22 protein-coding genes are annotated in these 25,732 nt (G+C 64.9%); 9 read left to right on the top strand and 13 right to left on the bottom strand.

Features of this window, described 5'->3' with window-relative positions; genetic code table 11:
* Positions 1–4: 4 nt before the first annotated feature.
* Complete coding sequence (locus QRN13_RS07815) at positions 5–223, bottom strand: twin-arginine translocase TatA/TatE family subunit (RefSeq protein WP_017503863.1); 219 nt, start codon at positions 221–223, stop codon at positions 5–7.
* A 111-nt stretch (positions 224–334) separates the two neighbouring features.
* Here QRN13_RS07815 and rnhA point away from each other — a divergent pair, with 111 nt between their 5' ends.
* Complete coding sequence (rnhA, locus tag QRN13_RS07810; RefSeq protein WP_284877481.1) at positions 335–787, top strand: ribonuclease HI; 453 nt, start codon at positions 335–337, stop codon at positions 785–787.
* Here the strand turns inward: rnhA and QRN13_RS07805 are convergent.
* The 7 genes from QRN13_RS07805 to kdsA form a co-directional block, all read right to left on the bottom strand.
* A complete protein-coding gene (locus tag QRN13_RS07805; RefSeq protein ID WP_284877480.1) occupies positions 784–2,181 on the bottom strand; it encodes an MFS transporter in 1,398 nt (465 codons plus the stop codon). The genes rnhA and QRN13_RS07805 overlap by 4 nt on opposite strands.
* 30 nt (positions 2,182–2,211) lie before the next feature.
* The gene (locus QRN13_RS07800; protein WP_284877479.1) at positions 2,212–2,670 is read right to left on the bottom strand and encodes an NfeD family protein; all 459 of its coding nucleotides are present in this window, start codon (positions 2,668–2,670) and stop codon (positions 2,212–2,214) included.
* 17 nt (positions 2,671–2,687) lie between these two features.
* A complete protein-coding gene (locus QRN13_RS07795; protein ID WP_153921808.1) occupies positions 2,688–3,677 on the bottom strand; it encodes an SPFH domain-containing protein in 990 nt (329 codons plus the stop codon).
* 75 nt (positions 3,678–3,752) lie between these two features.
* A complete protein-coding gene (locus QRN13_RS07790; RefSeq protein ID WP_284877478.1) occupies positions 3,753–4,844 on the bottom strand; it encodes a DUF3089 domain-containing protein in 1,092 nt (363 codons plus the stop codon).
* Complete coding sequence (gene rfaD, locus QRN13_RS07785) at positions 4,844–5,833, bottom strand: ADP-glyceromanno-heptose 6-epimerase (protein ID WP_284877744.1); 990 nt, start codon at positions 5,831–5,833, stop codon at positions 4,844–4,846. The genes QRN13_RS07790 and rfaD overlap by 1 nt, the downstream gene beginning before the upstream one ends.
* Positions 5,834–5,841: 8 nt before the next feature.
* Positions 5,842–7,284: a D-glycero-beta-D-manno-heptose 1-phosphate adenylyltransferase gene (gene rfaE2 / locus QRN13_RS07780; protein ID WP_284877743.1), complete on the bottom strand. Its 1,443-nt coding sequence runs from the start codon at positions 7,282–7,284 to the stop codon at positions 5,842–5,844.
* A 30-nt stretch (positions 7,285–7,314) separates the two neighbouring features.
* Entirely contained in the window at positions 7,315–8,193 is an 879-nt protein-coding gene (kdsA, locus tag QRN13_RS07775) for a 3-deoxy-8-phosphooctulonate synthase (protein WP_284877477.1), read from the bottom strand.
* A 111-nt stretch (positions 8,194–8,304) separates the two neighbouring features.
* Here kdsA and QRN13_RS07770 point away from each other — a divergent pair, with 111 nt between their 5' ends.
* The 3 genes from QRN13_RS07770 to sseA are packed head-to-tail and all read left to right on the top strand — an operon-like array spanning position 8,305 to position 11,836.
* On the top strand, positions 8,305–9,762 hold the full coding sequence (locus tag QRN13_RS07770; protein ID WP_284877476.1) for a cryptochrome/photolyase family protein: 1,458 nt from the start codon (positions 8,305–8,307) through the stop codon (positions 9,760–9,762).
* A gap of 32 nt (positions 9,763–9,794) precedes the next feature.
* Complete coding sequence (locus QRN13_RS07765) at positions 9,795–11,015, top strand: class I SAM-dependent methyltransferase (RefSeq protein ID WP_284877475.1); 1,221 nt, start codon at positions 9,795–9,797, stop codon at positions 11,013–11,015.
* Entirely contained in the window at positions 11,012–11,836 is an 825-nt protein-coding gene (gene sseA / locus QRN13_RS07760) for a 3-mercaptopyruvate sulfurtransferase (protein WP_284877474.1), read from the top strand. Before QRN13_RS07765 ends, sseA begins: the two co-directional genes overlap by 4 nt.
* Before the next feature lie 2 nt (positions 11,837–11,838).
* On the opposite strand, the gene QRN13_RS07755 is transcribed toward sseA, so the two are convergent.
* Both QRN13_RS07755 and QRN13_RS07750 read right to left on the bottom strand, forming a co-directional pair.
* Positions 11,839–13,161: a dicarboxylate/amino acid:cation symporter gene (locus QRN13_RS07755; RefSeq protein WP_284877473.1), complete on the bottom strand. Its 1,323-nt coding sequence runs from the start codon at positions 13,159–13,161 to the stop codon at positions 11,839–11,841.
* Positions 13,162–13,194: 33 nt separating this feature from the next.
* Positions 13,195–14,262, bottom strand: coding sequence for an amino acid ABC transporter substrate-binding protein (locus tag QRN13_RS07750; protein WP_284877472.1), 1,068 nt, complete (start codon positions 14,260–14,262; stop codon positions 13,195–13,197).
* Between the two features lie 104 nt (positions 14,263–14,366).
* Between QRN13_RS07750 and metC the strand changes: the two genes are divergently transcribed.
* From metC to QRN13_RS07730, 4 genes are read left to right on the top strand one after another with little or no spacing between them, the layout of a single operon-like run.
* The gene (metC, locus tag QRN13_RS07745; protein ID WP_284877471.1) at positions 14,367–15,545 is read left to right on the top strand and encodes a cystathionine beta-lyase; all 1,179 of its coding nucleotides are present in this window, start codon (positions 14,367–14,369) and stop codon (positions 15,543–15,545) included.
* A 23-nt stretch (positions 15,546–15,568) separates the two neighbouring features.
* Positions 15,569–16,915 (top strand): O-antigen ligase family protein, encoded by a 1,347-nt coding sequence (locus QRN13_RS07740; RefSeq protein WP_284877470.1) that lies wholly within the window; start codon positions 15,569–15,571, stop codon positions 16,913–16,915.
* Positions 16,890–18,974, top strand: coding sequence for a DNA topoisomerase IV subunit B (locus tag QRN13_RS07735; RefSeq protein WP_284877469.1), 2,085 nt, complete (start codon positions 16,890–16,892; stop codon positions 18,972–18,974). Before QRN13_RS07740 ends, QRN13_RS07735 begins: the two co-directional genes overlap by 26 nt.
* 48 nt (positions 18,975–19,022) lie before the next feature.
* Positions 19,023–20,435 (top strand): FAD-binding oxidoreductase, encoded by a 1,413-nt coding sequence (locus QRN13_RS07730; RefSeq protein ID WP_284877468.1) that lies wholly within the window; start codon positions 19,023–19,025, stop codon positions 20,433–20,435.
* 18 nt (positions 20,436–20,453) lie between these two features.
* Here the strand turns inward: QRN13_RS07730 and parC are convergent, their stop codons facing one another.
* Complete coding sequence (parC, locus tag QRN13_RS07725; protein ID WP_284877467.1) at positions 20,454–22,655, bottom strand: DNA topoisomerase IV subunit A; 2,202 nt, start codon at positions 22,653–22,655, stop codon at positions 20,454–20,456.
* A gap of 133 nt (positions 22,656–22,788) precedes the next feature.
* Between parC and QRN13_RS07720 the strand changes: the two genes are divergently transcribed.
* Positions 22,789–24,519: a cytochrome c biogenesis protein DipZ gene (locus QRN13_RS07720; protein ID WP_284877466.1), complete on the top strand. Its 1,731-nt coding sequence runs from the start codon at positions 22,789–22,791 to the stop codon at positions 24,517–24,519.
* Here QRN13_RS07720 and recO read toward each other — a convergent pair.
* A complete protein-coding gene (gene recO / locus QRN13_RS07715; RefSeq protein ID WP_284877465.1) occupies positions 24,516–25,247 on the bottom strand; it encodes a DNA repair protein RecO in 732 nt (243 codons plus the stop codon). The two genes, QRN13_RS07720 and recO, sit on opposite strands and share 4 nt — an antisense overlap.
* Positions 25,247–25,723, bottom strand: coding sequence for a nuclear transport factor 2 family protein (locus tag QRN13_RS07710; RefSeq protein WP_284877464.1), 477 nt, complete (start codon positions 25,721–25,723; stop codon positions 25,247–25,249). Before QRN13_RS07710 ends, recO begins: the two co-directional genes overlap by 1 nt.
* Between the last annotated feature and the right edge of the window lie 9 nt (positions 25,724–25,732).

Here is a 25,732-nt window from a genome sequence, read left to right as displayed (position 1 = left end):
ACGACTAGCGCTTCAGCTCTTCCTTTTCCGCCTCGGTGCGCGGCAGCGAGCTGACGCCCTCGTGCGGACCGTCCTTCTTGTCTTCGTCCTTCAGGCCGTCCTTGAAGGCGCGAATGCCCTTGGCGGCGTCGCCCATGATGCCCGACAGCTTGCCCCGGCCACCGAACAGCAGCGCGATGACGACGATGACGATGGCCCAATGCCAGATGCTCATGGAGCCCATGGCTAATCTCCTCGCGGGGATCGGCCATCCGATCCCATCCACTCTTAATTCGACCCGCATATAGGCGCAGTGATGGCCCCGCGCCAAGGGAGGCTGTAGGTCTGCGCGACCATGAGTCCCTCCGATCACGTCATCATCCACACCGACGGCGCCTGCAAGGGCAATCCGGGCCCCGGAGGCTGGGGCGCCGTGCTTCAGGACGGCGGCGGTCACGAAAAGGAACTGTGGGGCGGCGAGGCCAACACGACCAACAACCGCATGGAGCTGATGGCCGCCATTATGGCGCTGGAAGCCTTGAAACGGCCCTGTAAGGTCGAACTGCATACCGACAGCAAATACGTCATGCAGGGTATCACCGAATGGATGCGCGGCTGGAAGGCGCGCGGTTGGCTGACGGCCGACAAAAAGCCTGTGAAAAACGCAGACTTGTGGCAGCGGCTGGACACGGCCCGCCTGCGTCACGACGTGAAATGGCGGTGGGTGAAGGGTCATGCCGGCCATGAACTGAACGAACGCGCCGACCAACTGGCGAATCGCGGGGTCGCGGAACTGCCCCGGCGCTAGACCGCCTCCACTTCCTTGTCCGGCTCGGCTGGACGTCGGCGGACTCGCGACCCGCTCATCACCGCACCAAACAGAGCCGTGACGGCCGCGATCTGAAACCCATGCCTAACGCCGTTGATCGGCGCGGCCGACAGCAGAAAGGCCACCACCACGGCGCCCAGGGATTGCCCGACGACCCGCGCCATGCCCAGGGTTCCACCCGCTGCCCCGGCGCGATTCTTCGGCGCTTCCGACAACATGGCGCGATTGTTGGGCGACTGGAAAAATCCGAAGCCCGCGCCGCAAAGCGCCATGCGCCACACGATGTCGAAATGGGTCGAATCGGCATTGAGGAAACTCAGCGCCATTAGGCCGCAGGCGAACAGGCTCAGGCCGATGGCCCCCAGCACGCCCGCCGAATAGCGATCAGACAGATGGCCGGCCAGCGGCGCGGCAATCATGGTCGCCAGTGGCCAAGGGGTCATCAGCAGGCCAGTCTCGACCGCCGTAAGCCCCAATGTGCCCTGGAGGAAGAACGGCAAGGCGACGAACGCCATCATCTGGGCGGTGAAGGATATGATCGAGGTGGCGACCGACAGGCTGAACATCGGTCGCGCCAGGAGGTCGAGCGGTATCAACGGCGACGTCCGTGAGCGCTCGTGGCGAATCAGCAAAATCCCGGCTGCGAGCCCTGCCCCTGTCAGACCGAAGCCAAGAACGGCCGCCTCACCGTGCGCCAGCGATTGAAGGCCTGTGATCAGCAGGCCGAATGCGGCAGCGTTAAGCGCGGCCCCGAGCCAGTTCAGCTTTCGCGGCTGGAGTCGGTTGTGCGGCAGGGTGAAACCCGCCAGCGACACCGCCAACAGGCCGATGGGTACATTCAGCGCAAAGAGCCAGCGCCAGTGTCCAATAGCCAAGATAGCGCTGGCGATGGTCGGCCCCGCCGCCGCCGCCAGCGACACGATCACCGCGTTGATCCCGACCGCACGACCCAGCAGTCGCTGCGGATAGGTGTAACGGACCAGGGCCCCGTTGACGCTCATGATGCCTGCCGCTCCGAAGCCCTGAACAACGCGTGCGAGGCTGAGCGTCTCGATGGAGTTGGCGAACACACACGCGATGGAGGCCAGGGTGAACACGGCCAGCCCCGCCTGTGACACACGCCGATAGCCAACGATCTCGCCCAGCGACGCCAGTGGCAAAAGAGCGACCACGATGGCGATCTGATAAGCGTTGACGATCCAGATCGAGGCGGCCGATGACGCCTGTAAATCCTGTGCAATCGACGGCAGGGCGACATTGGCGATCGCGCCATCCAGGACGGCAAGCGTGATGCCCAAGCCGATGGACACAATGGCCCAATAGCGTCTGGGTGTCGGCAAGCCGTCTGTGACGGCGTTCTGGCTGTCTGTCATGCCTGACGAACGCCGATGCCACCGTTGCGTTCAGACGGGTGATTGCACCGTCAGCAAAGAGCCGTTCACGCGCATCACGACGACATCCTGTCCTTCGACCGGCGCCTCGCCCACGATCTCCGCCGGCCATTCAGCGCCGGAGATGAAGACGCGACCGCGGCCCGAGACGAACGTTTCGACCACCCGCGCGCGCTGGCCGAGCAGACGGCTGTCTCGGTCATTGATGTCGGGACCGTCGGGATTGGCTTTGGAGATCAGACGGCGGGACAGCAGGGTGGCGATGACCGTCAGAATAGCGAACACGGCGACCTCGCCCGGCAGCCCCAACTGCACGCCCGCCGCCGTCATGACCGCGACGACGCCGGCTGAAACAGCGGGCCACAGCAGCCATTCGGTCGAGAACATCGCCTCGACCGCCAGCAGCAGAACCCCGATCGCCAACCATATCCAGAACGGCTGGGCGACATAGAGATCAGCAAGCGACATCATGGGTCAGCCTCCTTCGATCAGGCCGAGGGTGGAACGGAGCCCCCGGCGGGGCGGCGGGGCGGCGCGGGCCGCACGGGCGGCGTCGCGCCCGAGTTCTGATCCTTGGCCAGGCTGACCATTTCGCCGATGCCGGCGATCGTGCCGACCAGGGCGCCCATTTCGGCCGGCACGATGACGGTGCGCTGCTGCGGGCTGCGGGCCAGTTCCGCGAAGGCCTCGACGTACTTCTGAGCCACGAAATAGTTGATGGCGTTGACGTCCCCGCGGGCGATGGCTTCCGACACCATGGCCGTGGCGCGGGCCTCGGCTTCGGCCTCGCGCTCGCGCGCCTCGGCGTCGCGGAAGGCGGCTTCCTTGCGACCCTCGGCCTGAAGGATGGCGGCCTGTTTGGCGCCCTCGGCGCGAGCGATGGCGGCGGATTTCTCGCCGTCGGCCTCGGTGATGACGGCGCGACGTTCACGCTCGGCCTTCATCTGGCGAGCCATGGCATTGGTGATGTCGGTCGGCGGGGTCAGGTCCTTGATCTCGATCCGATTGACCTTGACGCCCCACGGTTCGGTGGCCGCGTCGATGACATGCAGCAGGCGCGTGTTGATGCTGTCGCGCTGGCTCAGCACCTCATCGAGTTCCATCGAACCGACCACGGTCCGCAGATTGGTCATGCATAGCTGCGAGATGGCGTAAGGTAGATCGTCGACGCGATAGGCGGCGCGGGCGGAATCCATCACCTGGATGAAGACGATGCCGTCGACCTTCACCATGGCGTTGTCCTTGGTGATGACCTCCTGGGTCGGCACGTCCAGCACCTGTTCCATCATGTTCATGCGGCGGCCGACGCGTTCCACGAACGGCGTCAGGAAGCCGATGCCGGGGCTCAGAGTCTTCGTGTATTTGCCGAAGCGCTCGACTGTGAATTCACGGCCTTGCGGCACGATCTTGATCACGCTGATCAACAGCACGATGGCCAGCAACAGCACGACGCCGGCGAAGATGGTGGTCACGTCCATTCAGATCCCTCCCTGACGCGGCAAGCCTACCCGCTGCGCGCGAGCGGCGCCAGACAAACCGAAAGGATGGCCGCCTTAAAGGTCGTGCTTGGCCCGCCAAGCTGCGAGACGCACGCTGACGTCCCGCTCGATGTCGCCGTAGAAAAGGTTGTAGGGGACGATCTTGCGCCGATCCGCCCAACTGCCGCCAGCCGTCAAAAAATCGGCGTCAGGCGCGCTATGCCACAACAGGCCGCCACGACATTCCGTGGAAATAAGCCGACCCGTGAGAGCCGGTCGGGCGCCCCATTCCAAGCCGGTCGCATTGGTCGCGCCGCTGTGCTGACGCGCTGGCGCGCGCGGCTGGCTCGCAGCACCCGTTACCGGATTCACGCAGATAGGATCAGTGGACAGATTCACCAGATCGCCGCGATCGTCCCATTCCAGAGCGCGTCTCAGCTTCCGCCGCGCGCCTGGTTCGTCGCCGTCCTGCACCGACGCCCAGGCCACGACACATCCCGTTTGATCGGCGGCGTCGCATGGCGATATCGCCTGCCGGAACATCTCGCGCCCGACCAGGGTCTCGATCAGATAGGCGGCAACAAGCCTGTCCTTCAGCGCCGGATTGGCGCGGAACTGGTCGCGAACCAGACGCGCCGTCAGCTCTCCGCCCTGTTCGACGCCGGCGATCACGATGGGGCCAGACGGATGCTGCTGTAGCCACAGTTCGAAGGCGGCCTTCACGTCCTCATAGGCAAAGGCGCGCGCTTCGCGCGCGTCATCACGCAAGGTCAGGCGGGTGTACAGGCTGGCTTGACGATACAGCGGCGCGCTGACCCTGCCCTCCCGGGCGAACGGCGACGCATAGTTGGGCAGCACGACGCGCCGCATATAGGCGTTGGCCCGTGCATCGTCGATCGGCCCATTCCACTCGGCTCCACCATCGAAAGTGGTCGGCATGACGAAGAAGACCGCCGCCTGGTTGGGCGCGCCTTGGTCGATCAGCGCCCAGGAGGATGTCTTTCGATAGTCGGGCGCGGGCGGCGGCTTGTAGGTCTGGAACGGCACCTGCGGGTCCAGCCCTGCCCTCAGAATGTCGCCGCTCCACACCGCAACGGCCGCCGTCAGCACGAAGACGGCGGCGAAGCCTGCATACCCGACCCATTGCCTGAAGGTCAGCCGACGCATCAGCGGTACGGATCAGCCGTGGCGAGGAAGTCCTGCACGTAGCGCCGCACGCCTTCTTCCAACGGCGTGGATTGACCTTCGAAGCCTGCGGCGCGGATGCGATCCATGCGGGCTTGGGTGAAATACTGGTAGCGGTCGCGGATCGACAGGGGCGTATCGACATAATCGATGGAGGGCGTCTTGCCGGCGGCCTCGAAGGTGGCGCGCGCAAGATCGGCGAACGACCGCGCCTGACCCGAGCCGGCGTTGAAGATGCCGGAGACTTGCGGCGACTGGAGCAAAAACTCGATGATATCGACCACATCGTCGATATAGACGAAGTCCCGCATCTGCCCGCCGTCCGCATAGTTCGGATTGTGCGACCGAAACAGGGTCACGGTCTCGCCCACCGCAACCTTGGGCCAGATTTGCGCCACAACCGACTTCATTCCGCCCTTGTGACCCTCGTTCGGGCCATAGACGTTGAAGAATTTCAGCCCCGCCCACTGAGGCGGCGCCTGCCCCCGATCCGCCTGTCGGATTGCATATTGGTCGAACAGCATTTTCGAATAGCCATAGGCATTTAGCGGGCGAAGCTGCGATAATGAGTCTGCATCGTCGTCATCGTTGAAGCCCGTCTCGCCGTCGCCATAGGTCGCAGCCGACGACGCGTAGATCATCCGCGATCCCCGGATCGCGCACCAATCCCACAGGTCGCGGGACAGAGTGAAGTTGGTCCGCAAAATCAGGTCGGCGTCCGGCTCGGTCGTCGAAGAGATCGCGCCCATATGGACCACGGCCTCAATCCGCTCAGCGTGGCGCTCCAGCTGCTCGAACAACTCTTCCGGCGACCAGAAGTCAGCGATCGCGTGCTTGGCCAGGTTCTTCCACTTGGCCAGGTCGGCCGTCTCCAGACGATCGCAGACGACCACATCATAGGCGGTCTCCGCCGTCAGTCGGGCGACGATGTTCGAGCCGATGAAACCGGCGCCGCCGGTCACGACGATCATTCTCGGCGTCACTGCGCGCTCCCTGTCATTTTCTCGATCGTCCGCGTGGTTGAATAGCCGTCCTTAAAATCGGCCAGCTTGACCTCGCCGCCCCAGCTTTCGACCAGATCGCCGCCCACGACGCCCTTTCGCGTATAGTCCGAGCCCTTGATCAGAACATCAGGACGCAGCCGTTCGATCAGGGCGATCGGCGTCGGGTCATCGAAACTGGTGACGCGATCGACGCTGGCCAGCCCGCCGATGACGACGGCACGACTGTCCAGATCATTCACCGGTCGCCCCTCGCCCTTCAGTCGTTTGACCGAGGCGTCGGTGTTCAGCGCCACGACCAGCCGATCGCACCAGCTGCGCGCCTGCGCCAGATAGGCGACATGGCCGCGGTGCAGGATGTCGAAACAGCCGTTTGTGAAACCGACCTTCAGGCCCTGACGCCGCCAGCCCTCGACCTCGACCGCCAACTCGTCGAGCGGCGTCACCTTGGACACCGCAGCGGTGGCGTGCTGACTCATCTCGGCTTCGATCAACTCCGCGGGTGTGACGACAGCCGTGCCAGCCTTTCCGACGACCACGCCAGAGGCCAGGATGGCGAACTCGACCGCCATCTCCAGCGATGCGCCGGCGCCCAGCGCCAACCCGATGGCGGCGAGGCCTGTATCGCCGGCGCCAGACACGTCGAAGACCTCGCGCGCCCGGCCGGGGAAGTGCTTCACTCGTTCGCCGCGCCGCGCCAGGCTCATGCCCTTACCCGCACGTGTGACGATGATCGCCTTGGCGGTCGTGGCGCCCAGCAAGGCGGCCAGAGCCGTCTCGACCTCGGCGTCCGTCCCGACTGGCAGGCCTGTAGCGCCGGCCAGTTCCGAAGCATTGGGCTTGATGACATCGACCGCGCCGTAGCGAGCGAAGTCCCTTCCCTTTGGATCGACGACAACCGGCGCACCCGATGTCTGCGCCGCGTTCCGCGCCGAAGCCAGAAGTGCATCGCTGACGACGCCCTTGGCGTAATCTGAAAGCAAATACACCGAAGCGTCTGCAAACGCGTCCGAATCCTGGATCGAGGTCGGCGCAGCCTCGTCATCCAAACGCAACAGCTGTTGCCCTCCCGAAACGAAGCGCGTCTTCACGATGGTGGACGCGCCTGCCGGCCTCGCCACGACGTCTTCTATGTGCGGCTCGGCGGCGATCAGAGCGGTCAGTTCCGCTCCAGCCGCGTCGTCGCCGATCACGGCGCCCAGCCGCGCCACCCCACCCATAGCCGCGATATTACGCGCGACGTTGCCGACGCCGCCCGGCATGGCGACGGTGCGGCTCGTGCGGAGCACAGGGATCGGCGCCTCGGGCGAGATGCGGCTCACCTCGCCATAGACGTAGCGATCCAGCATCAGATCGCCGACGCAGGCGATCTTCAGGCCGCGCACGCGCTCCAACAGGCTTTGAAGGGCGCCCAGATCCATGGTGTCAGACATAGGTCCGACCTAGAGGATTCAGGCGGCCCGCGCCACCGGCGCCTTGGCCCCGATCTTGATGGCCAGGTCATCGAAGGCGATCAGTTCGGCGGCCAGGGTCTCGAACTGGCTCAGCGGCACCATGTTTGGGCCATCCGACGGCGCATTATCCGGGTCTTGGTGCGTTTCCATGAAGACTGCATCGACGCCGACGGCCACCGCCGCGCGCCCGAGCACCGGCACGAACTCGCGCTGACCGCCCGACGACGCGCCCTGCCCGCCCGGCTGCTGAACGCTGTGGGTCGCATCGAAGACGACGGGGCAGCCGATCTCTCGCAGCACCGGAAGCGCTCGCATGTCGCTGACCAGAGTGTTGTAGCCGAAGCTGGCGCCGCGTTCGCAGGCCATGACGTTCGGATTGCCGGCGCCGACGACCTTGGCGATGACGTTCTTCATGTCCCAAGGAGCCAGGAACTGACCCTTCTTGATGTTGATCGCCTTGCCGGTGGCGGCGGCGGCCAGCAGCAGGTCGGTCTGGCGGCTGAGGAAGGCCGGGATTTGCAACACATCGACGACCTCGCCGACCGGACCACACTGAACCTCGGAGTGGACGTCCGTCAGGGTTGGCAGGCCGGTCACCTCGCGAATCTCGGCGAAGATCGGCATGGCGTCTTTCAGACCGATGCCCCGCGCGGCGCTGGCGCTGGTCCGGTTCGCCTTGTCGAAACTGGTCTTGTAGATGATGCCGACGTTCAACCGCTCGCCGATTTCCTTCAGGGCATGGGCCGTCTCCAGCGCGTGCTGGCGGCTCTCCATCTGGCAAGGACCGGCGATGAAAGCGATTCTTGCGCCGCCACCGATGACGACAGGCGTCCGAAGACCTTCGGACAACGTAATGACAGCGTTGGGTCGGCTCACGAGGCGGCTCTTTCGACGTTCGGTGTTGTGGAGGCGGCTTTTGCCGCAGCTATTGGGCCATCAGGTGGCGCTCTGAAGGGATGAGCGCAAGTTATCACGGAGTTCGCCCGCGTGGCCACCAAACCTGTCATCCTGTGGTTTCGCCGCGATCTGCGACTGCATGACAATCCCGCCCTGAACCACGCAGCGGAGACGGGGCGACCAATCCTGCCCGTCTATATTCTAGACGAGCATTTCGAGCGGCCGATGGGCGCCGCGTCGCGCTGGTGGCTCGACAAGTCGTTGAGGGCGCTGGATGCCGCGCTTCAATATCGCGGTTCGCGCCTGATTCTGCGCAAGGGCAATGCGCTGAGCCAGCTTCAGGCGCTGATCGCCGAAACCGGCGCCAACGTTGTTTTTATGAACCGCCTGTTCGAACCAGAGGCGTTTGAGCATGACGCCGAAATCGCCCATACGCTCAAGGCGGACGGCGTCGAATGTCGTGGCTTCAATGGCGCCCTGCTCTGCCGCCCGGGCGAGGTGCTGAACGGTTCGGGCCAGCCGTACAAAGTCTTCACGCCGTTCTTGAGAGCTCTGCTGGCCACGGCCGAGGCGCCGGCTCACACAACGGGACCTCGCCAGATACAGACGCCCGAAACGGTTCAATCCGACGACCTCGACGGCTGGAAGCTGCACCCCCACCGTCCGGATTGGTCCAAGGGCTTCGACTGGACGCCGGGGGAGGATGGGGCCTCGCAGGCCTTATCCAGGTTCATACCATCCGGCCTGAAGACCTATGCGAAGGATCGCGACTTTCCCGACCGGCAAGGCGCCAACAGCCGCCTGTCGCCGCATCTTCACTGGGGCGAGATCAGCCCTTGGCGGGCGATAGACCGCGCCCGACAGGAAGCCAAAGACGGCAAGGTGTCATCATCGGAGGCCGACAAATTCATTGCTGAGATCGGCTGGCGCGAGTTCTCGGCGCACCTGCTGCACCATTTTCCCTACATCACCGAGCGCGCGTTCCGTCCCGAATATGACGCCATGCCCTGGCGTAAGGACGACGCGAGCCTCAGGGCGTGGCGACAGGGGCGGACCGGATACCCGTTGGTGGACGCCGGGATGCGTCAGCTCTGGACGACGGGGTGGATGCACAATCGGGTGCGAATGGTCGTCGCCTCCTTCCTGATCAAACATCTGCTGATCGACTGGCGCGAAGGCGAAGCCTGGTTCTGGGACACGCTGGTGGACGCCGACCGGGCCAGCAATGTGCAGAACTGGCAGTGGGTCGCAGGGTCGGGCGCAGACGCCTCCCCCTTCTTCCGCATTTTCAATCCCATCACGCAGGCCGAAAAGTTCGATCCCGACGGCGGCTATGTCCGTCGGTGGGTGCCGGAACTTCGCCGCCTGCCCGACCGCTGGCTACAGTCGCCCTGGACCGCACCCGCTGAAGTGCTGCGTGACGCCGAAATCGTTCTAGGGCGCGATTACCCCAAGCCGATCGTCGAACATGAGAAGGGCCGCGCCCGGGCGCTTGCTGCCCTGAAGACCGTTTCCGGTCGCGGCGACGACCACAGCGACCGTGATTGACCCCCTTTGTATTCCGCGTTGAAAGTCAAAAAATGAGCGTCGCACACGCCGATATCGAAGCCGTCGCCAGCCGAACACCGCGCGTGTTCGCTATGATGCTGCGGCTTCTGGCCGCCAACTGGACCTTCGGCCGCTTGACGGTGCAACTGCCCAATGGTGAGACCCATGTGCTTCAAGGCAAGCAGCCGGGCCCCAGCGGCATAATGACGGTGCGCGACTATCGGTTCGCACGCCGCGTACTCGCGGCCGGCGATATCGGCTTCGCCGAAGGCTATATCGCGGGCGAGTGGGACAGTCCGCACTTGGCCGGTCTGCTCGAAACCCTGGTGGACAACTACGATCACATCCGGCGCCTGTTCGACGGCAACCTGATCATGTGGGTGGTCAACTGGCTGAGCCACCGCACCAATCGTAACAGCAAGACCGGATCCAAGAAAAACATCCACGCCCACTACGATCTGGGCAACGCCTTCTATTCCCAGTGGCTGGACGGCACGATGACATATTCATCGGCCCGCTTCAGCCGCGATGGTGAGGCGTTGGAGGTGGCGCAGCGTGAGAAATACGTCGCCCTGGCCCGAATGATGGATCTTCGGCCAAGCATGTCAGTGCTGGAAATCGGCTGCGGCTGGGGCGGCTTCGCCGAGTTCGCGGCGCGCGAGATCGGCGCCAAGGTCACCGGGATCACGATTTCCACAGAGCAGCACGATTTCGCTCGCCAGCGCATGTTCAACGCGGGTTTGAGCGACCGCGCCGATATTCAGCTGATCGACTACCGCGATGTGCAGGGTCGATTTGATCGGGTGGCGTCCATCGAGATGTTCGAGGCTGTGGGCATGGAGTACTGGCCCGCCTACTTCGGCAAGGTCCACGACGTGCTTAAACCTGGCGGCAAGGCCGGACTACAGATCATCACGATCCAGGACGACCTGTTCGACGAATACAATGCCCGGACGGATTTCATCCAGAAATACGTCTTCCCCGGCGGAATGCTGCCCTCCGAAGACCGGCTGGCGCCGGTCGTGTCGAAAGCCGGACTGTCATGGCAGTCGGTGGAACGGTTCGGCCTCGACTACGCTGCGACGCTCAAGCTTTGGGATGAACGTTTCCAGGCGTCCTGGGGCGAAATCAGCAAGCTTTCCGGCTTTGACGAAAGATTCCGCCGGCTCTGGCACTTTTATCTGGCCTATTGCGAGGCCGGTTTCCGCTCCGGCCGCACCGACGTCATCCAACTGAGCCTGTCTCGCCCATGAGCCCGTTGATTTCGACGACGGACCTTGCCGCGCGATTGGGCGCGCCGGATTTACGGATCGTCGATGGCAGCTGGCATCTGGATGGGCGAGATGCGCGCTCCGATTTCGAGCGGTCTCATATCCTTGGCGCCGTCTTTTTCGATCTGGACGCGATATCGGACCACGACAGCCCACTGCCCCACATGATGCCGACACCAGAGGCCTTTGGGGCGGCGGTCGGGACGCTGGGCCTCTCCGTCGATGACCAGATCGTCGTTTATGATACAGCCGGATTGTTCTCGGCGGCGCGCGTCTGGTGGATGCTGAAGACGATGGGCGCGACGAGGGTTCAGGTGCTCGACGGCGGCCTGCCGCGCTGGCGTGACGACGGCCTGCCAACCGTCTCCGGGCCTTCAGTCGCAGATGCAAAAGACTTCCATGCCAAGATGACGCTCGATGCTGTCGCCTCGTTGGATGACGTGCGCGCGGCCTTGGCCCAGGACGCCCAGGTCGTGGATGCGCGAGGCGCACCACGATTCAACGGCGCGGCGCCCGAACCTCGCGCCGGCGTTCGCAGCGGCCATATGCCCGGCGCACACAACCTCCCCTTCGGCCGATTGCTAAGCAACGACGGCACGATGAAGCGTGGCTCAGCTTTGGAGCAGGCCTTTGCGGACGCCGGCGTGGATATCAACCGACCTATCATCACGACCTGCGGATCCGGAGTGACCGCCGCGATATTGACGCTGGGCTTAGCCGAACTCGGTCGTCCGTCGCGGCTTTATGACGGCTCTTGGGCTGAATGGGGTGCCCGAACGGACACCCCCGTCGAAACCGGCTGAGATCAGGCCGGCGGCGCCACGGGGACGACATCGTCGGCGTCGATCGGCTCGTCTTCCTCGCCGCGCGAAACGACGGTGGCCAGAACCAAATCGCCCGTGACGTTCAGGGTTGTGCGGCACATGTCCAGGAAGCGATCCACGCCCAGGATCAGGCCGATGCCCTCCGGCGGCACCTTCACCATCACCAGGATCATCGCCACGACCGGCAGCGAACCAGCCGGCACGCCTGCCGTACCGATGCCGCCAAGGATGCAGACCAGCATGACGATGACCTGCTGCGTGATCGTCAGGTCGATGCCAAAGAACTGGGCCAGAAACAGCACCGTTACGCCTTCGAACAGAGCCGTGCCGTTCTGGTTGGCGGTGGCGCCGACCGTAAGGACAAAGCGAGCGATCTTGCGCGGCAGCTTCAGCTCCTGCTCGGCCGCCTTAAGCGACACAGGCAGAGACGCGTTGGAGGAAGCGGTCGAGAAGGCCACCACCATCGGCTCGCGCACGCCCTTGAAGAAGGCAATCGGCGACCGGCCGCCAAGGATCCAGATCACGACCGGATAGACGACGAACATGTGGATCGCCATCGCGCCCACCGCGACGCCGACATAGGCCGCGAGGCGCACCAAAAGGTCCCAGCCGAACAGGGCCGCCAGGTTGAACATCAAGCAGGCGATGGCGATGGGGGCCAGTTTGATGAAGAGGTTGATCAGCTTCATCGTGACTTCGAACATGCCCTCGATGACCTGCTGCAAGCGGTCGGTCGCAGGCGACTTGGCCATCACCAGGCCGATGCCGAAGAACAGAGCGAACACCATCACCGGCAGGATCTGGTTCTCGGAGGCAGCGGTGAAGACGTTCGACGGAATCAGATCCAGGAAGAAATCACCCAACTGGATGGTTTCAGGCGCGCCGCTGACGATGCCGGCCGCGCCGTCACGTCCCTGGTCCAGCAGTTGCTGCGCGAGGACCGGGTCCACGCCCCTTCCGGGCTGGAACACATTGACCATCACCAGGCCGATAACCACAGCGATGCTGGACACCAGAATGGTCAACAACAGAGTCTTAATTCCCGCCCGTCCAAGCGAGCTCAGATCGCCCATCTCGGCCACCCCGACCACCAGGGCCGAGAACAGCAGCGGGATCACCATCATGAACAGCAGGCGCAGGAAGATCTGGCCCAGCGGTCCGGTGACGTTGTCTGTCAGCCAGACCACCCAGGCCGTATCCGCTCCCAGCGTCAGATTGACCAGCAATCCTCCGATCAGACCGACCGCGAAACCGATCAACATCAGCCAGTGCAGCGCAAGGCCGCCGCGTTTCGTCTCGGTCATCTGTCCCCCAGGAAGCGATGCAAGCGTCGGCGCTTATCGGATCGGCAGGCCATAGATCAAGCCGGCCGGGCGCGCGTTCCATTGTGCGTTCAAACCGCGCGCCAGGTCGAGCGCCGATTGCGATCCCAAATTCCGCTCGAAGATTTCGCCATAGTTTCCGACCGCACCCACGGCGTCCTTGGCCCAGGCGTTCGACAGCCCCAGCATGGGTCCGAACTCGCCCTCGGCGCCCAAAAGACGTCGCACGCGTGGGTCCGTCGTCGTCTTGAACTGATCTTCGGCATTGGCCTTGGTGACCCCGAGTTCTTCGGCCAGCATTAGGGCGTTTAGGGTCCAGCGGACGGTCGAGGCCCAGCGTTCGTCGCCCGCCTTGACTACCGGCCCCAGCGGCTCCTTGGACGCCACATCGGACAGGATCACATGCTCGTTGGGATTGGTCAGCACAGTCCGCGCGGCGGCTAGCGCGGAGATGTCGGCGCTGAACGCGTCGCAATCCTCGCGACCATAGGCGTCGCGCGCCGCCTCCTCCGTCTCGAACACGACAGGTCGATATTCGATGCCTCGAGACCGGAAATAATCGGCAGCGTTGGCCTGGGACGTCGAACCCGATTGAACGCAAACCCGCGCGCCCGTCAGTTCAGTCGCGCTGTTCAGGTTCAGCGAACGCCGAACCAGAAAGCCCTGGCCGTCGTAATAGTTGACGCCGGCGAAGACGAACCCCTCGCCCGCGTCGCGGCTCATGGTCCAGGACGAGTTGCGCCAAAGCACATCGATGCGGCCGTCGTTCAGCGCCGTGAAACGATCCGATGCCGACAGAGGCACGAACCGCACCGCATCGGCATCGCCCAGCACCGCCGCCGCCGTCGCGCGACAGAAGTCCACGTCGAAGCCGCGCCACTGACCGCGATTGTCGGTGTAGGCAAAGCCGACCAACCCCTGATGCACACCGCAATTCAGGCGACCGCGGCGTTTGATGGCGGCCAGCGTCGGGCTTTTTACGACCGCAGTCGAAGACGCTTGCGCGGGCGTGGCGGGGCTGGTTTCCGGCGCAGGGCTGGCGTCCTTGCGCCCGCAAGCCGTCGTCATCAGCACAACGGCCATCGCTCCGATCGTCCAGCACCGCATCGCGTTCCTATCCCTCGCCGCTTGCGCCCCGCTGGCTTTAGAGGCCTTTAGGGGCCGATCCGCAACCCATCGGAGGGGCCATGTCGCCGCTTTCGGACCGCACCCGCCTGATCGCCGCTGCCACGCGACGCGGCCAGGGTCGGCGCGGCGTCAATCCACCGATCGAACGCGCCTCGACGATGTTGAGCGACAGCGCGGCCGTCATGGGCGACGAGACGGACGGGCCGACCTATGGCCTCAGCGGGACCAGCGCCGCCCGCGATCTCCGCCGCGCCCTGGCCGACCTGGAGGGGTCAGAGGACGCCTTTCTGGTTCCGTCGGGTCTTGCGGCCGTCACGGTTTCGCTGCTGGCGCTTTTGAGACCGGGCGACGAGGTGATCACGACAGACGCCGTCTATGGTCCGACGCGCCGGTTCCTGAGCCGGTATCAATCGACCCGCGGCGTCACGACCCGCTTTTTGCCCGCAGACGCAGACGCGCAGGCTGTTCTGGCCGCCATCGGCGAACGCACGCGGTTGGTGCTGATGGAGTCGCCAGCCTCTCTCACATTCGAAATGGTCGATGTCGCCGCCGTGGCCCAGGCCTGCCGCACACGAGGCGTCCTGACGGTGGTCGATAATACCTGGGCCGCCGGCCTGGCCTATCGTCCGCTGGCCCATGGCGTGGATGTCAGCGTTCAGGCCGTCACCAAATATGTCGGCGGTCATTCGGACGTGCTGATGGGCTGTATTGCGTCGAACAATCCCGCCTGCCTGCGCGCGATCGGCGACACCATCGAGGATCTCGGCTGGCATGTGTCGCCCGATGACGCCTGGCTTGCGCTGCGCGGCCTGCGGACCCTGCCGCTGCGCTATGCCGAACAGGCGCGGTCGGCTTTGATCATCGCGGAGTGGCTGCACGCTCGACCCGAGGTGTCCCGCGTCTTTTATCCACCCCTGCCCGGCTCGATCGGCCATGACGTGTGGCGGCGAGATTTCACCGGCGCGGCGTCCCTGATGGGCGTGGTTATGAAGGGCGGCGACAAGGCGGCGGGCGAGGCGTGCCTGAACGCCCTGACACTGTTCGGCCTCGGTTATTCCTGGGGCGGGTTCGAAAGCCTGATCACCCACGAGACCCATCAGATGGACTACCGCTGCCATCCGCCCGTGCTTGAGGGCGAACTGATCCGACTGCATGTCGGTCTTGAAGATCCTGCGGATCTTGTCGCCGATCTGGAGCAGGGCCTCGCCGCCTTCACCGCTGCGGTCACGTTTCCTTAAGCGCCGCAAAGGACTGTGCGCCCGTGCGCGAACCGCCCGCTCAGACCCCAGATGATTCTCCGCCGCTGTGGGAACAGTGGGCGGCCGGCTTCGTCGTCTTCATGCTGACCGGCGCCCTGATCGCACCCGTCATCGCTCCGACCCAGGTCGAGACGCCGATCCTGCGGTTCATCTGGTTGCCGGTCTATGCCGTCATCGCCGGCCTGTTCGTCTTTCGCTTCGACAAGGTCATCCGCGCCTGGCCGGCATGGCTGATGATGTTCGCCCTCGTCGCCCTGTGTTTCGTCTCGAAATACTGGTCCATCGACCCCGAGGTCACGGAGCGCCGCGTCATCGCCATGGCGATCAACAGCGCCTTCGCCATCTATATGGGCGCCCGCTTCCGTGATGACGCCCTGCCGCGCGTCCTGATGTACACCTGTCTGGTGATGGCGGTCGGCAGCCTGATCATGGTTTTCGGCTATCCGAAGGTCGGGGTGCACCAGTTCGACAACGCCGGCCTGTGGCGTGGCCTCTGGTACGAGAAGAACCAGATGGGGCTGGTCATGGTGGTGGGCGCCGTCTCCGCCGCAGCGACCCTGGCCGCCGACCATATCGCCGGACGCAGCCACCGGATCTGGATCTGCCTGCTGACATTGGGCTTGACCACACTCCTGGTGCTCGCCACCCAATCCAAGACATCGCTTCTGTGCTGGGGCTTGGGCCTGGGCATGATCGGGGGGTGGTGGGCGTTGAAACAGGGCGGCGCGGTCATCACGGTCATCGGAATCTGGCTTGCCGTCATCATTGCGGCGGGCGCAACCTGGCTGTGGAACTCCGACTCCGCCGCAATCCTGGAAGCGCTGGGCAAGGACCCGTCGCTGACAGGCCGCACCCTGATCTGGGAGGCTTTGATGCGAAAGGTCGCTGAGCGCCCCTGGACCGGATATGGCTTCAGCGCCTTCTGGGGCGTGGACTCGATCCCCGCGCGCGAAATCCGCATCGAGACCCAATGGCCCGTCCCCTCCGCCCACAACGGCTGGATCGATCTTCTCGTGCAGCTGGGCTGGCCCGGTGCGGTGGCTGTGGGTGCCATCATGGCGATTTCTGCGATCTTCGTCATCGCGCGCACGAACGGGCTCGGAGCGCGCGAAGGCTATTGGAGCATCGCCTATCTGTCCGCCTTTACCGCTTTGAGCCTGTCAGAGAGCGTCCTGCTGACCCACGCGAACCTGCCGTGGATTCTTATGCTGGCGATTATGGCCCGCGCCGTGACCTTCGATCCGGCCCCTGTTCGTGCGCCGCTTGCTCGACCGGCCTCACGGGCCTACCAGACCCGGTCACGAATCGCCTCAGACTATGTGAATGGCCGCCGACCTCTTCGCTTTTGACGACGAACCCGAAGCTCGCAAACCCGAGCCGCCCAAGCCTGTTGCGGTGACCCCGCCTGCGGCTGGGCCCATTATCGCCCCAACCCCCGCGCCGCCACCTGTTCAGGCCACAGCGACGACGGCGGCCGCCACCGGCTATTCCGCCTCATCCATCGAGGTGCTGGAAGGGCTTGAACCCGTTCGCAAACGCCCCGGCATGTATATCGGCGGCACCGACGAGCGCGCCCTGCACCACCTGTTCGCCGAAGTCCTGGATAACGCCATGGACGAGGCGGTGGCCAAACACGCCAAGCTGATCACCGTCGATCTGGACGCCGGCGGCTATCTGTCGGTGCGCGACGACGGACGCGGCATCCCGGTCGATCCGCATCCGAAACATCCCGGCAAGTCGGCGCTGGAAGTCGTCATGACGGTCCTGCACTCCGGCGGCAAGTTTTCCGGCAAAGCCTATGAAACTTCTGGCGGTTTGCACGGCGTCGGCGTCTCGGTCGTCAACGCCCTGAGCGAAAGCGTCGAGGTCACGGTCTGGCGCGATGGTTTCGAATGGAAACAGGCCTTCAGCCGCGGCCACGTCCTGGCCCCGATCCAGCAGATCGGCCCATCCAAGAAGCGTGGCACCCTGATCCGCTTCAAGCCCGACGAAGAAATCTTCGGCATGGGCGCGGCCTTCAAGCCCGCTCGTCTATTCCGCATGGCGCGGTCAAAGGCCTATCTGTTCCGCGGCGTTGAGATTCGCTGGACTTGCGCGCCAGAGCGGATCACCGACGCCACACCGGCGCAGGCCAGTCTGCACTTCCCCGGCGGCCTCGCCGACGCCCTGATCGACCGTATCGGTCAGTTGGAAACCGTCACCCCGACCTTCGCCGGCCGCGCCGAGCGCCAAGGCGAAGCGGGCGCCTTCGAATGGGCCGTCACCTGGTCGCCGATCGGCTTTGGTGAATCGGACGGCTTCATCCAGTCCTACTGCAACACCGTCTCGACGCCCGACGGGGGCACGCACGAGGCCGGCTTCCGCGCCGCTCTCGTCAAGGGTCTGAAATCCTATGGCGAACTGACCAACGAGAAACGCGCCGCGATCATCACGGCCGAGGACGTCATCGCCAATGCCGGCGCCCTGATCAGCGTCTTCATCCGCAATCCCGAATTCCAGGGCCAGACCAAGGACCGTCTGTCGTCGCCCGAGGGTGCGCGCATCGTGGAGCAGCTGCTCCGCGACCCGCTGGACCACTGGCTGACCGAGAGCCCCAAACAGGCCAACGCCCTGCTGGGCTTCGTCGTCGATCGCGCCGAGGATCGGCTACGTCGCCGCAAGGACAAGGAAGTCCAGCGCGCCGCCGCCACCCGCAAGCTGCGCCTGCCCGGCAAGCTGTCGGACTGCAGCCGTCAGTCGGCTCAAGGCACCGAACTCTTCATCGTCGAAGGCGATTCGGCCGGCGGCTCGGCCAAACAGGCGCGCGACCGCACGACCCAGGCCATCCTGCCCCTGCGCGGCAAGATTTTGAACGTTGCGTCCGCCACCGCTGACAAGCTGCGCGCCAACGTCGAACTGTCCGATCTGGCCCTGGCCTTGGGCGTCCAGCCTGGCAATCGCTTCAACATCGACGACCTGCGCTACGAGCGGATCGTCATCATGACCGACGCCGACGTGGATGGCGCCCACATCGCGGCGCTGCTGATCACCTTCTTCTACCGCGTCATGCCCGAGACGATCCGTCAGGGCCGGGTGTTCATGGCTCTTCCGCCGCTCTATCGAATTTCGGCCGGTCCCTTGAGCGAATACGCCCGCGACGACGCCCACCGCGACGAACTGTTGGCGACCGTGTTCAAGGGCAAGAAAACCGAGATCGGCCGGTTCAAGGGCCTGGGCGAAATGATGGCCTCCCAGCTGAAGGAGACCACCATGGATCCGAAGAAGCGCACCCTGGCCCGCATTACGGTGCCCGACGCCGAGGCCAGCATCGAGGACCTAGTCGAACGCCTGATGGGCAAGCGCGCCGATGCGCGCTTCCAGTTCATTCAGGAAAACGCTCAGTTTGTGAAAGAAGAACTCGACGTTTAGGGGCCTCGCCGCCCTTCCAACGCAAGGCGACCCCTGACAAAAGGGGACATGCAGACGCCCGCCCCCTCCCCCGCCGTGCTTGACGAACTGAGGGCCGCGCTCGGTCCGGGCGGCTGGACCCAGGATCCTGATGTCATCGCGCCGCATCTGACCGAATGGCGCAATCGCTGGACGGGCAATACGGCGATCCTGTTGACCCCGCGTTCGACGGAAGAGGTTGCGCGCGCTGTGACGATCTGCGCTCGAGAGGGCGTCGCCATCACGCCCCAAGGCGGCGGTACCGGCTTGGTCGGCGGCCAGATCCCGTTCGGCGAGGTCCTGCTGTCGACCCGCAAGATGCGCGCCGTCCGCGATGTGACTCCGCTTGACGACGCCATGACGATCGAAGCCGGCCTGACCCTGTTGGAGGCGCAGCAGGCGGCGACAGCGGCCGGCCGCTATTTCCCGCTCAGTCTTGCAGCCGAGGGCTCAGCCACCATTGGCGGCGTCATCTCCACCAACGCCGGGGGCACCCAGGTTCTTCGCTACGGCATGATGCGCGATCTGGTGCTGGGCCTTGAGGCGGTCATGCCCAACGGCGAAATCTTTCGGGGCCTGAAGCGTCTGCGCAAGGACAACACCGGCTACGACCTGAAACAGCTGCTGATCGGCGCCGAGGGCACATTGGGCGTCGTCACCGCCGCCACCCTGAAACTCTTCCCCATCATGCGCTCGCGCGCCGTCGCTGTCGTCGGGCTGGAGACAGCCGCCGCCTCCGTCGAACTGCTCGCCCGCGCTAAGGCCGAGACGGGCGGCGGGGTGGAGGCCTTCGAACTGATGAAGCGCCTCGGGATGGAACTGGTCTTCAAGAACATCCCCGACACCCGCGAGCCGCTGGACTCGACGCCCGAGTGGTATGTCCTGATCGAGATCGCCTCCGGCACGCCCGGCGGCGCCGAGGCCCAGATGGAGGCGTTGCTCGAGGTTGCCTTCGAGGAAGGCCTGATCACCGACGCCGCCATCGCCCAGAACGACGCACAGCGCGCCGCCTTCTGGCGTCTGCGTGAAGAACATTCGGCGGCTCTGAAGCCCGAGGGCGGCGGCTGGAAACACGACGTCTCCGTCCCCATCAGCCGCATCGCCGATTTCATCGACGAAGCCTCGGCCGCCGTCGAACGCTTCCATCCCGGCGCCCGCATCTCGGTCTTCGGCCATGTCGGTGACGGCAATCTGCACTACGACATTCTGCCGGGCGCCGGTCAGGACATCCCCGCCTTCATCGGCCGCTGGAAGGAAGGCTCGCAAGTGGTTCACGACGTTGTCGGAACCTACGACGGCTCCATCTCCGCCGAACACGGGTTGGGCCGGCTGAAGACCGAAGAGGTCAAGCGCTACAAGTCCCCGCTCGAGATCGAAACCATGGCCGCCATCCGCCGCGCCATTGATCCGAAACGGATCATGAACCCGTCGGTCCTTTTCTAGAACCGACGGGCGGGCCGCTTATCTGAACTTCCGCAACCCTCGCGGTCCCTGGCGGCCGGCGCCGGCGCGTTTGCCCAGCCAGTCTTTCCAGTCGGGCCAGTTGCGACGACGTCCGCCGCCGTCGGCCCATTCCGGTCCCGTCTCGGCGTTGAAGACGGTGATGTCGGCTAGGCCGCCCTGTTTGAAGCTTTGCAGCTTTACACCCTTGCCACGTCCCATTTCGGGCAATTCAGCGAGAGGGAAGATCAGCGTCTTGATGTTCTCGCCGATGGTCGCAACGTGATCTCCGGTCACCCGCAGCACCGCCAGCATTTCGCCGTTAAGCACCTGCTTGCCGCCGCGCTTCTGGGCCAGGGTATCGTCTTCCGGCGCAATGAAGCCGTATCCGGCCTTCGATGCGATCAGCAGTTTGCCGCCCGGCTGATGCGCCAGCACGTTGATGATTTCGGCCTTCTCGTCCAGATCGATCATCAGGCGCAGCGGCTCGCCATGGCCGCGTCCGGAGGCCAGTTTGTCCGCGCCGATGGTGAAGATGCGCCCGTCCGACGCCGCCACCAGCAGCTTGTCGGTCGTATAGGCGGGCACGAGGTAGGCGAGCTGGTCGCCTTCCTTGAACTTCAGCTCCGACGGATCCTCGACCTTGCCCTTGGCGGCGCGGATCCAACCGCGTTCCGACAGGATGACGGTGATCGCCTCGCGCGGAATGAAGGCCTCAGGCGTGACAAAGGCGGACGTATCCACCGCCTCGGCGATCGTGGTCCGGCGCGGAGAGATCAGCGCCTTGCGCACGGCCTCCAGCTCCTTGGAGATCGCCTTCCACTGCTTGCCTTCAGACGACGTCAGCGCCTTCAGGTTGGCAAGTTCTTCGGACAGGGCGTTGAATTCCTTCTCGATCATCATCTCTTCCAGACGCGCCAACTGACGCAGTCGGGTGTCGAGGATGAAGTCGGCCTGAACCTCCGTCAGGCCGAACCGTGCAATCAGGACGGCCTTGGGCTGATCCTCCTCACGGACGATGCGGATCACCTCGTCCAGGTTGAGGAAGACGATGCGCAGGCCTTCCAGCAGATGCAGACGCTTCTCGACCCGCTCGATCCGCCATTGGGAACGGCGGTTCAGCACCTCGCGCCGGTGATCCAGGAAGGCGCGCAGGCAGTCTTTCAGACCCATGACGCGCGGCGTGCCGCTGGCGTCCAGCACGTTCATGTTGATCGGGAAGCGGACTTCCAGATCGGAAAGCTTGAACAGGCTTTCCATCAGCATTTCAGGCTCGATGGTGCGGTTCTTCGGCTCCAGGATGAGGCGGATGTCCTCGGCCGATTCGTCGCGCACATCGCCCAGCAGAGGCGCCTTCTTTTGCTCGATCAGGTCCGCCAGCGCCTCGATCAGACGCGACTTCTGCACCTGATAGGGCATTTCGGTGACGATGATCCGCCACACGCCGCGCCCCAGATCCTCAGTTTCCCAGCGCGCGCGCAGGCGCACCCCGCCCCGACCCGTCTCATAGGCGTCCAGGATGGAGGCATGACCTTCAACCGCAACGCCCCCGGTCGGGAAGTCGGGGCCGGGCACATGCTGCACCAAGTCCTCGGTCGTCGCGTCCGGTCGCTCCAGCAGCAGTTGGCAGGCGTCGATCAGTTCGCCGACATTGTGCGGCGGGATTGAGGTGGCCATGCCGACCGCGATGCCGGACGATCCATTGGCCAGAAGATTCGGGAAGCCGGCCGGCAGGACGATCGGCTCCTCGTCCTGATCGTCGTATGTAGGCCGGAAATCGACGGCGTCCTGATCGATGCCGTCCAGCAGCAGGACCGCGGCCGGCGTCAGCTTGCACTCGGTGTAGCGCATGGCCGCGGCGCTATCGCCGTCGATGTTGCCGAAGTTTCCCTGACCATCGACCAGCGGATAACGCTGTGCGAAGTCCTGAGCCAGGCGCACCAGGGCTTCATAGATCGAGGCATCGCCGTGGGGGTGGTATCCGCCCATCACCTCGCCGACGACCTTGGCGCATTTGCGCGCCGCCGCCTGCGGGTTCAGCCGCATCTGATGCATGGCGTAGAGGATGCGCCGGTGCACGGGCTTGAACCCGTCACGCACGTCCGGCAGCGCGCGGTTGGTGATGGTCGACAGGGCGTAGGCCAGATAGCGGCGGCTGAGCGCCGTCTCCATCGGCTCGTCGATGATGCGGCCGCCTTCCGGCGGCGGGGCGTGGATCGTCATGGCTCTGCGAATCGGGGATGGGAAGCGGGAAGTCTAGCCCGTAAGATGCCAGATTGGGGGATAAGCGCGCCGGGGAGTCACCAAACCGCTCTGCCGTGCGTATGTGAGAGACACACCCTCGTCAGGCCGCGCCATGATCTTATTCCTACTGTCCTATCTCGCTGGCGTTCTGACCATCGTCAGTCCGTGCATCCTGCCGGTTCTGCCCTTCGTCTTCGCGCGGGCGGATCGGCCGTTCATCCGCAACGGTTTGCCATTGTTGGTCGGGATGGCCGTGACCTTTGCGGGCGTGGCGACGCTGGCGGCGCTGGGCGGCGGCTGGGCGGTGCGGGCCAATGAGGTCGGGCGCTGGATCGCCCTGGCCGTCATGGCGGTGCTAGGGGTCAGCCTGCTGTTTCCGGCCGTGGGCGATCGCCTGATGCGGCCGTTTGTGGCGGCGGGGTCCTGGCTGACCGATCGCGCCGAGCGCCAGGGCGGCGATCAGGGCGACGTGCGCTCGTCCCTGCTGCTCGGCGTCGCAACAGGGCTGCTCTGGGCGCCGTGCGCCGGACCCATTCTGGGCGTGATCCTAACGGGCGCAGCGCTTCAGGGCGCCGGCGTCGGAACGACGGTTCTGCTGCTGGCCTATGCAGCAGGCGCAGCGACATCGCTCGGCCTAGCCCTGCTGGTGGGCGGTCGCGTGTTCAAGGCCATGAAGGGCGCGTTGGGCGTCGGCGAATGGGTGCGGCGCGGCCTGGGCGTTTTGGTGCTGATCGGCGTGGTCGTGATTGGCTTGGGTGCGGACACGGGACTGTTGACCCGGATCTCGGCCGCCAGCACGGGCCGGATCGAACAGGCGCTGCTGGGCGGGATCGGGCGCGGCATGCCGAGGAACCAGGCCCCGGCCGATCTGGCAAATCTGCCCGTCGAAGGGGTGATGCCGCCGCTGACCGGGGCGACGACCTGGATCAATACCCCGCCGCTCACGACCGAGCAGCTGAGGGGCAAGGTGGTTGTTGTCGATTTCTGGACCTACTCCTGCATCAACTGCATCCGCTCCATCCCCTACGTCCGCGCCTGGGCTGAGAAGTACAAGGATCAAGGTCTGGTGGTGATCGGCGTGCACACGCCCGAGTTCGCCTTCGAGAAATCCGAGGCCAACGTCCGCCAGAACATCCAGCGGCTGGGCATTACCTATCCGGTCGCCATGGACAATGAATTCGCCATCTGGCGGGCGTTCAAGAACCAGTACTGGCCGGCCCACTACTTCATCGACGCCAAAGGGCAGATCCGTCATCACCACTTCGGCGAAGGCGACTATGCGGGCTCCGAACGCGTGATACAGCAGCTTCTGAAGGAAGCGGGCGCAGCGAACGTCGCCAGCAACGTCGTCTCAGTTGAGGCTGAGGGCGCAGAGGCCGCCGCCGACATGGCCCAGGTCGAATCGCCGGAGACGTACGTCGGCTATGGCCGCGCCGAGAACTTCCGCTCTCCCGGCGGCCTGGCCAACGACGTAATCAAGGACTATGTCGCCGCGCCGCTGAAACTGAACGATTGGAGCCTGTCGGGCCGCTGGCGCGTGACGCGTGAGCATGCCGACCTGCAGACCGCTGGCGGCCGTATCGCCTTCCGCTTCAAGGCGCGCGATCTCCATCTGGTCATGGGGCCCAGCAAGCCGGGCGCACCCGTCCGATTCCGCGTCCGGATCGATGGCGCGGCGCCGGGCGCCAACGCCGGCAGCGACATCGACGCCCAAGGCCTTGGCCGGGTCGACGGCGAGCGCCTGTACCAACTGGTACGTCAGACGGGCGCGGTGCGCGAACGGACGTTCGAGATCGAGTTCCTAGATCCCGGCGTTCAGGTCTTCGCCTTCACCTTCGGTTAGAGGCGGCCGGCGTCGGCCAGCTTGTCCAGCATCCACACGCGCGCAGGCGGCAGGGGCTTGTTCTGCGGGTGGAAGACGAACTGCTCCAGGAAATGCCCCGTCAGGTCGAACCCGGCCCGGACGTCGCCCTCGATCAGACCGGATTGGGCGCCCAGCATGAAGGGCGGCAGGGTCAGCATCTTGTCGGCATAGGGTGCGCCGGCGTCGCGGCTGACCGCCCTGCCGGTGCGAGGACTGACGTAGATCAAGTCGTCGGCCGTGCCGGTCGCGGCGCATTTCGAAAGGTCTAGGCCAAAGCCCAGATCTTCCAGCAGCCCCGCCTCGAACCGCACGAAGATTGCAGGCCAGACCGCCGGCATCTCGAACGCCCCCATCAGCGCTTCAAACGCCAAAAAGACGCCGGGATGCGGCTCACGCTCCGGCAACGCGCCTTGGGTCACGCCCGCCGCCGCCGCCAGTCCCGTCAGGGCCAGGGCGTCGTCGAACAGGGCGCTCGGCCCCTCGCCTACCGGCTCCAGCCGCACGGCGCCGAGGTGATCCGAGGTGCGGGCGCGGTAATCGGCCATGACCCGCGCGCCCGCCTGTAGGAACGGCTTCATCTTGCGTGACGCGCCGCCGGCTACATAAGCAGAGCGCCTGCCGTGGTTCTCGGTCAGCAGATCGACCACGGCGCCCGTATCGCCGTGGCTGCGCGCCGACAGGACGAACGCCTCTTCGTGGAAGTCCATCAGTCCGCCGGATCCTGAGTGATCAACCCAACCACGCTCTTGGCCTTGTCGTTCGGTACGGTGAAACTGAGCACATATTGCTCAATCTTCCAGCCATGGTCGGTCAGGCGCAGCACGCCTGAGCCTCGCGTCAGGCCGTAGGCGTCGTGGTCCAGCAACTCATCGAACCAGACGATGCAGCGGCAATCGCCCGGCGCCAGGGTCGCCACCCGGTCATGCGGGCGATAGGTCCAGCCTTTCCCTTGCGAGAAATAGGGCGTGGCGTAGGCGCGAAACTCAGCCAGCGACCAGCGCTCGCTCGCATCCGTGCCGATGAACCGGGCGTCGGGCGTGAATAGATCGAAATAGGCGTCGCCGTCCGCACGCGACGCCGCCGCGTGCATTCGGTCGAGAACGGCGCCAGCCTCGACGACGGGATCGCCCGCAGCCTGCGTCGATGAAGCGGAAAGGACAAGAGAGACAAGAAGAGCGATCATGGTCCCGTT

Origin of the sequence: Brevundimonas sp. MEB006b (genome assembly GCF_030209705.1) — a bacterium.
In the GTDB taxonomy this organism is placed as follows: Bacteria; Pseudomonadota; Alphaproteobacteria; order Caulobacterales; family Caulobacteraceae; genus Brevundimonas.
The sequence above is the reverse complement of the archived record's forward strand: the minus strand, read 5'-3'. Positions and strand labels throughout refer to the sequence as shown.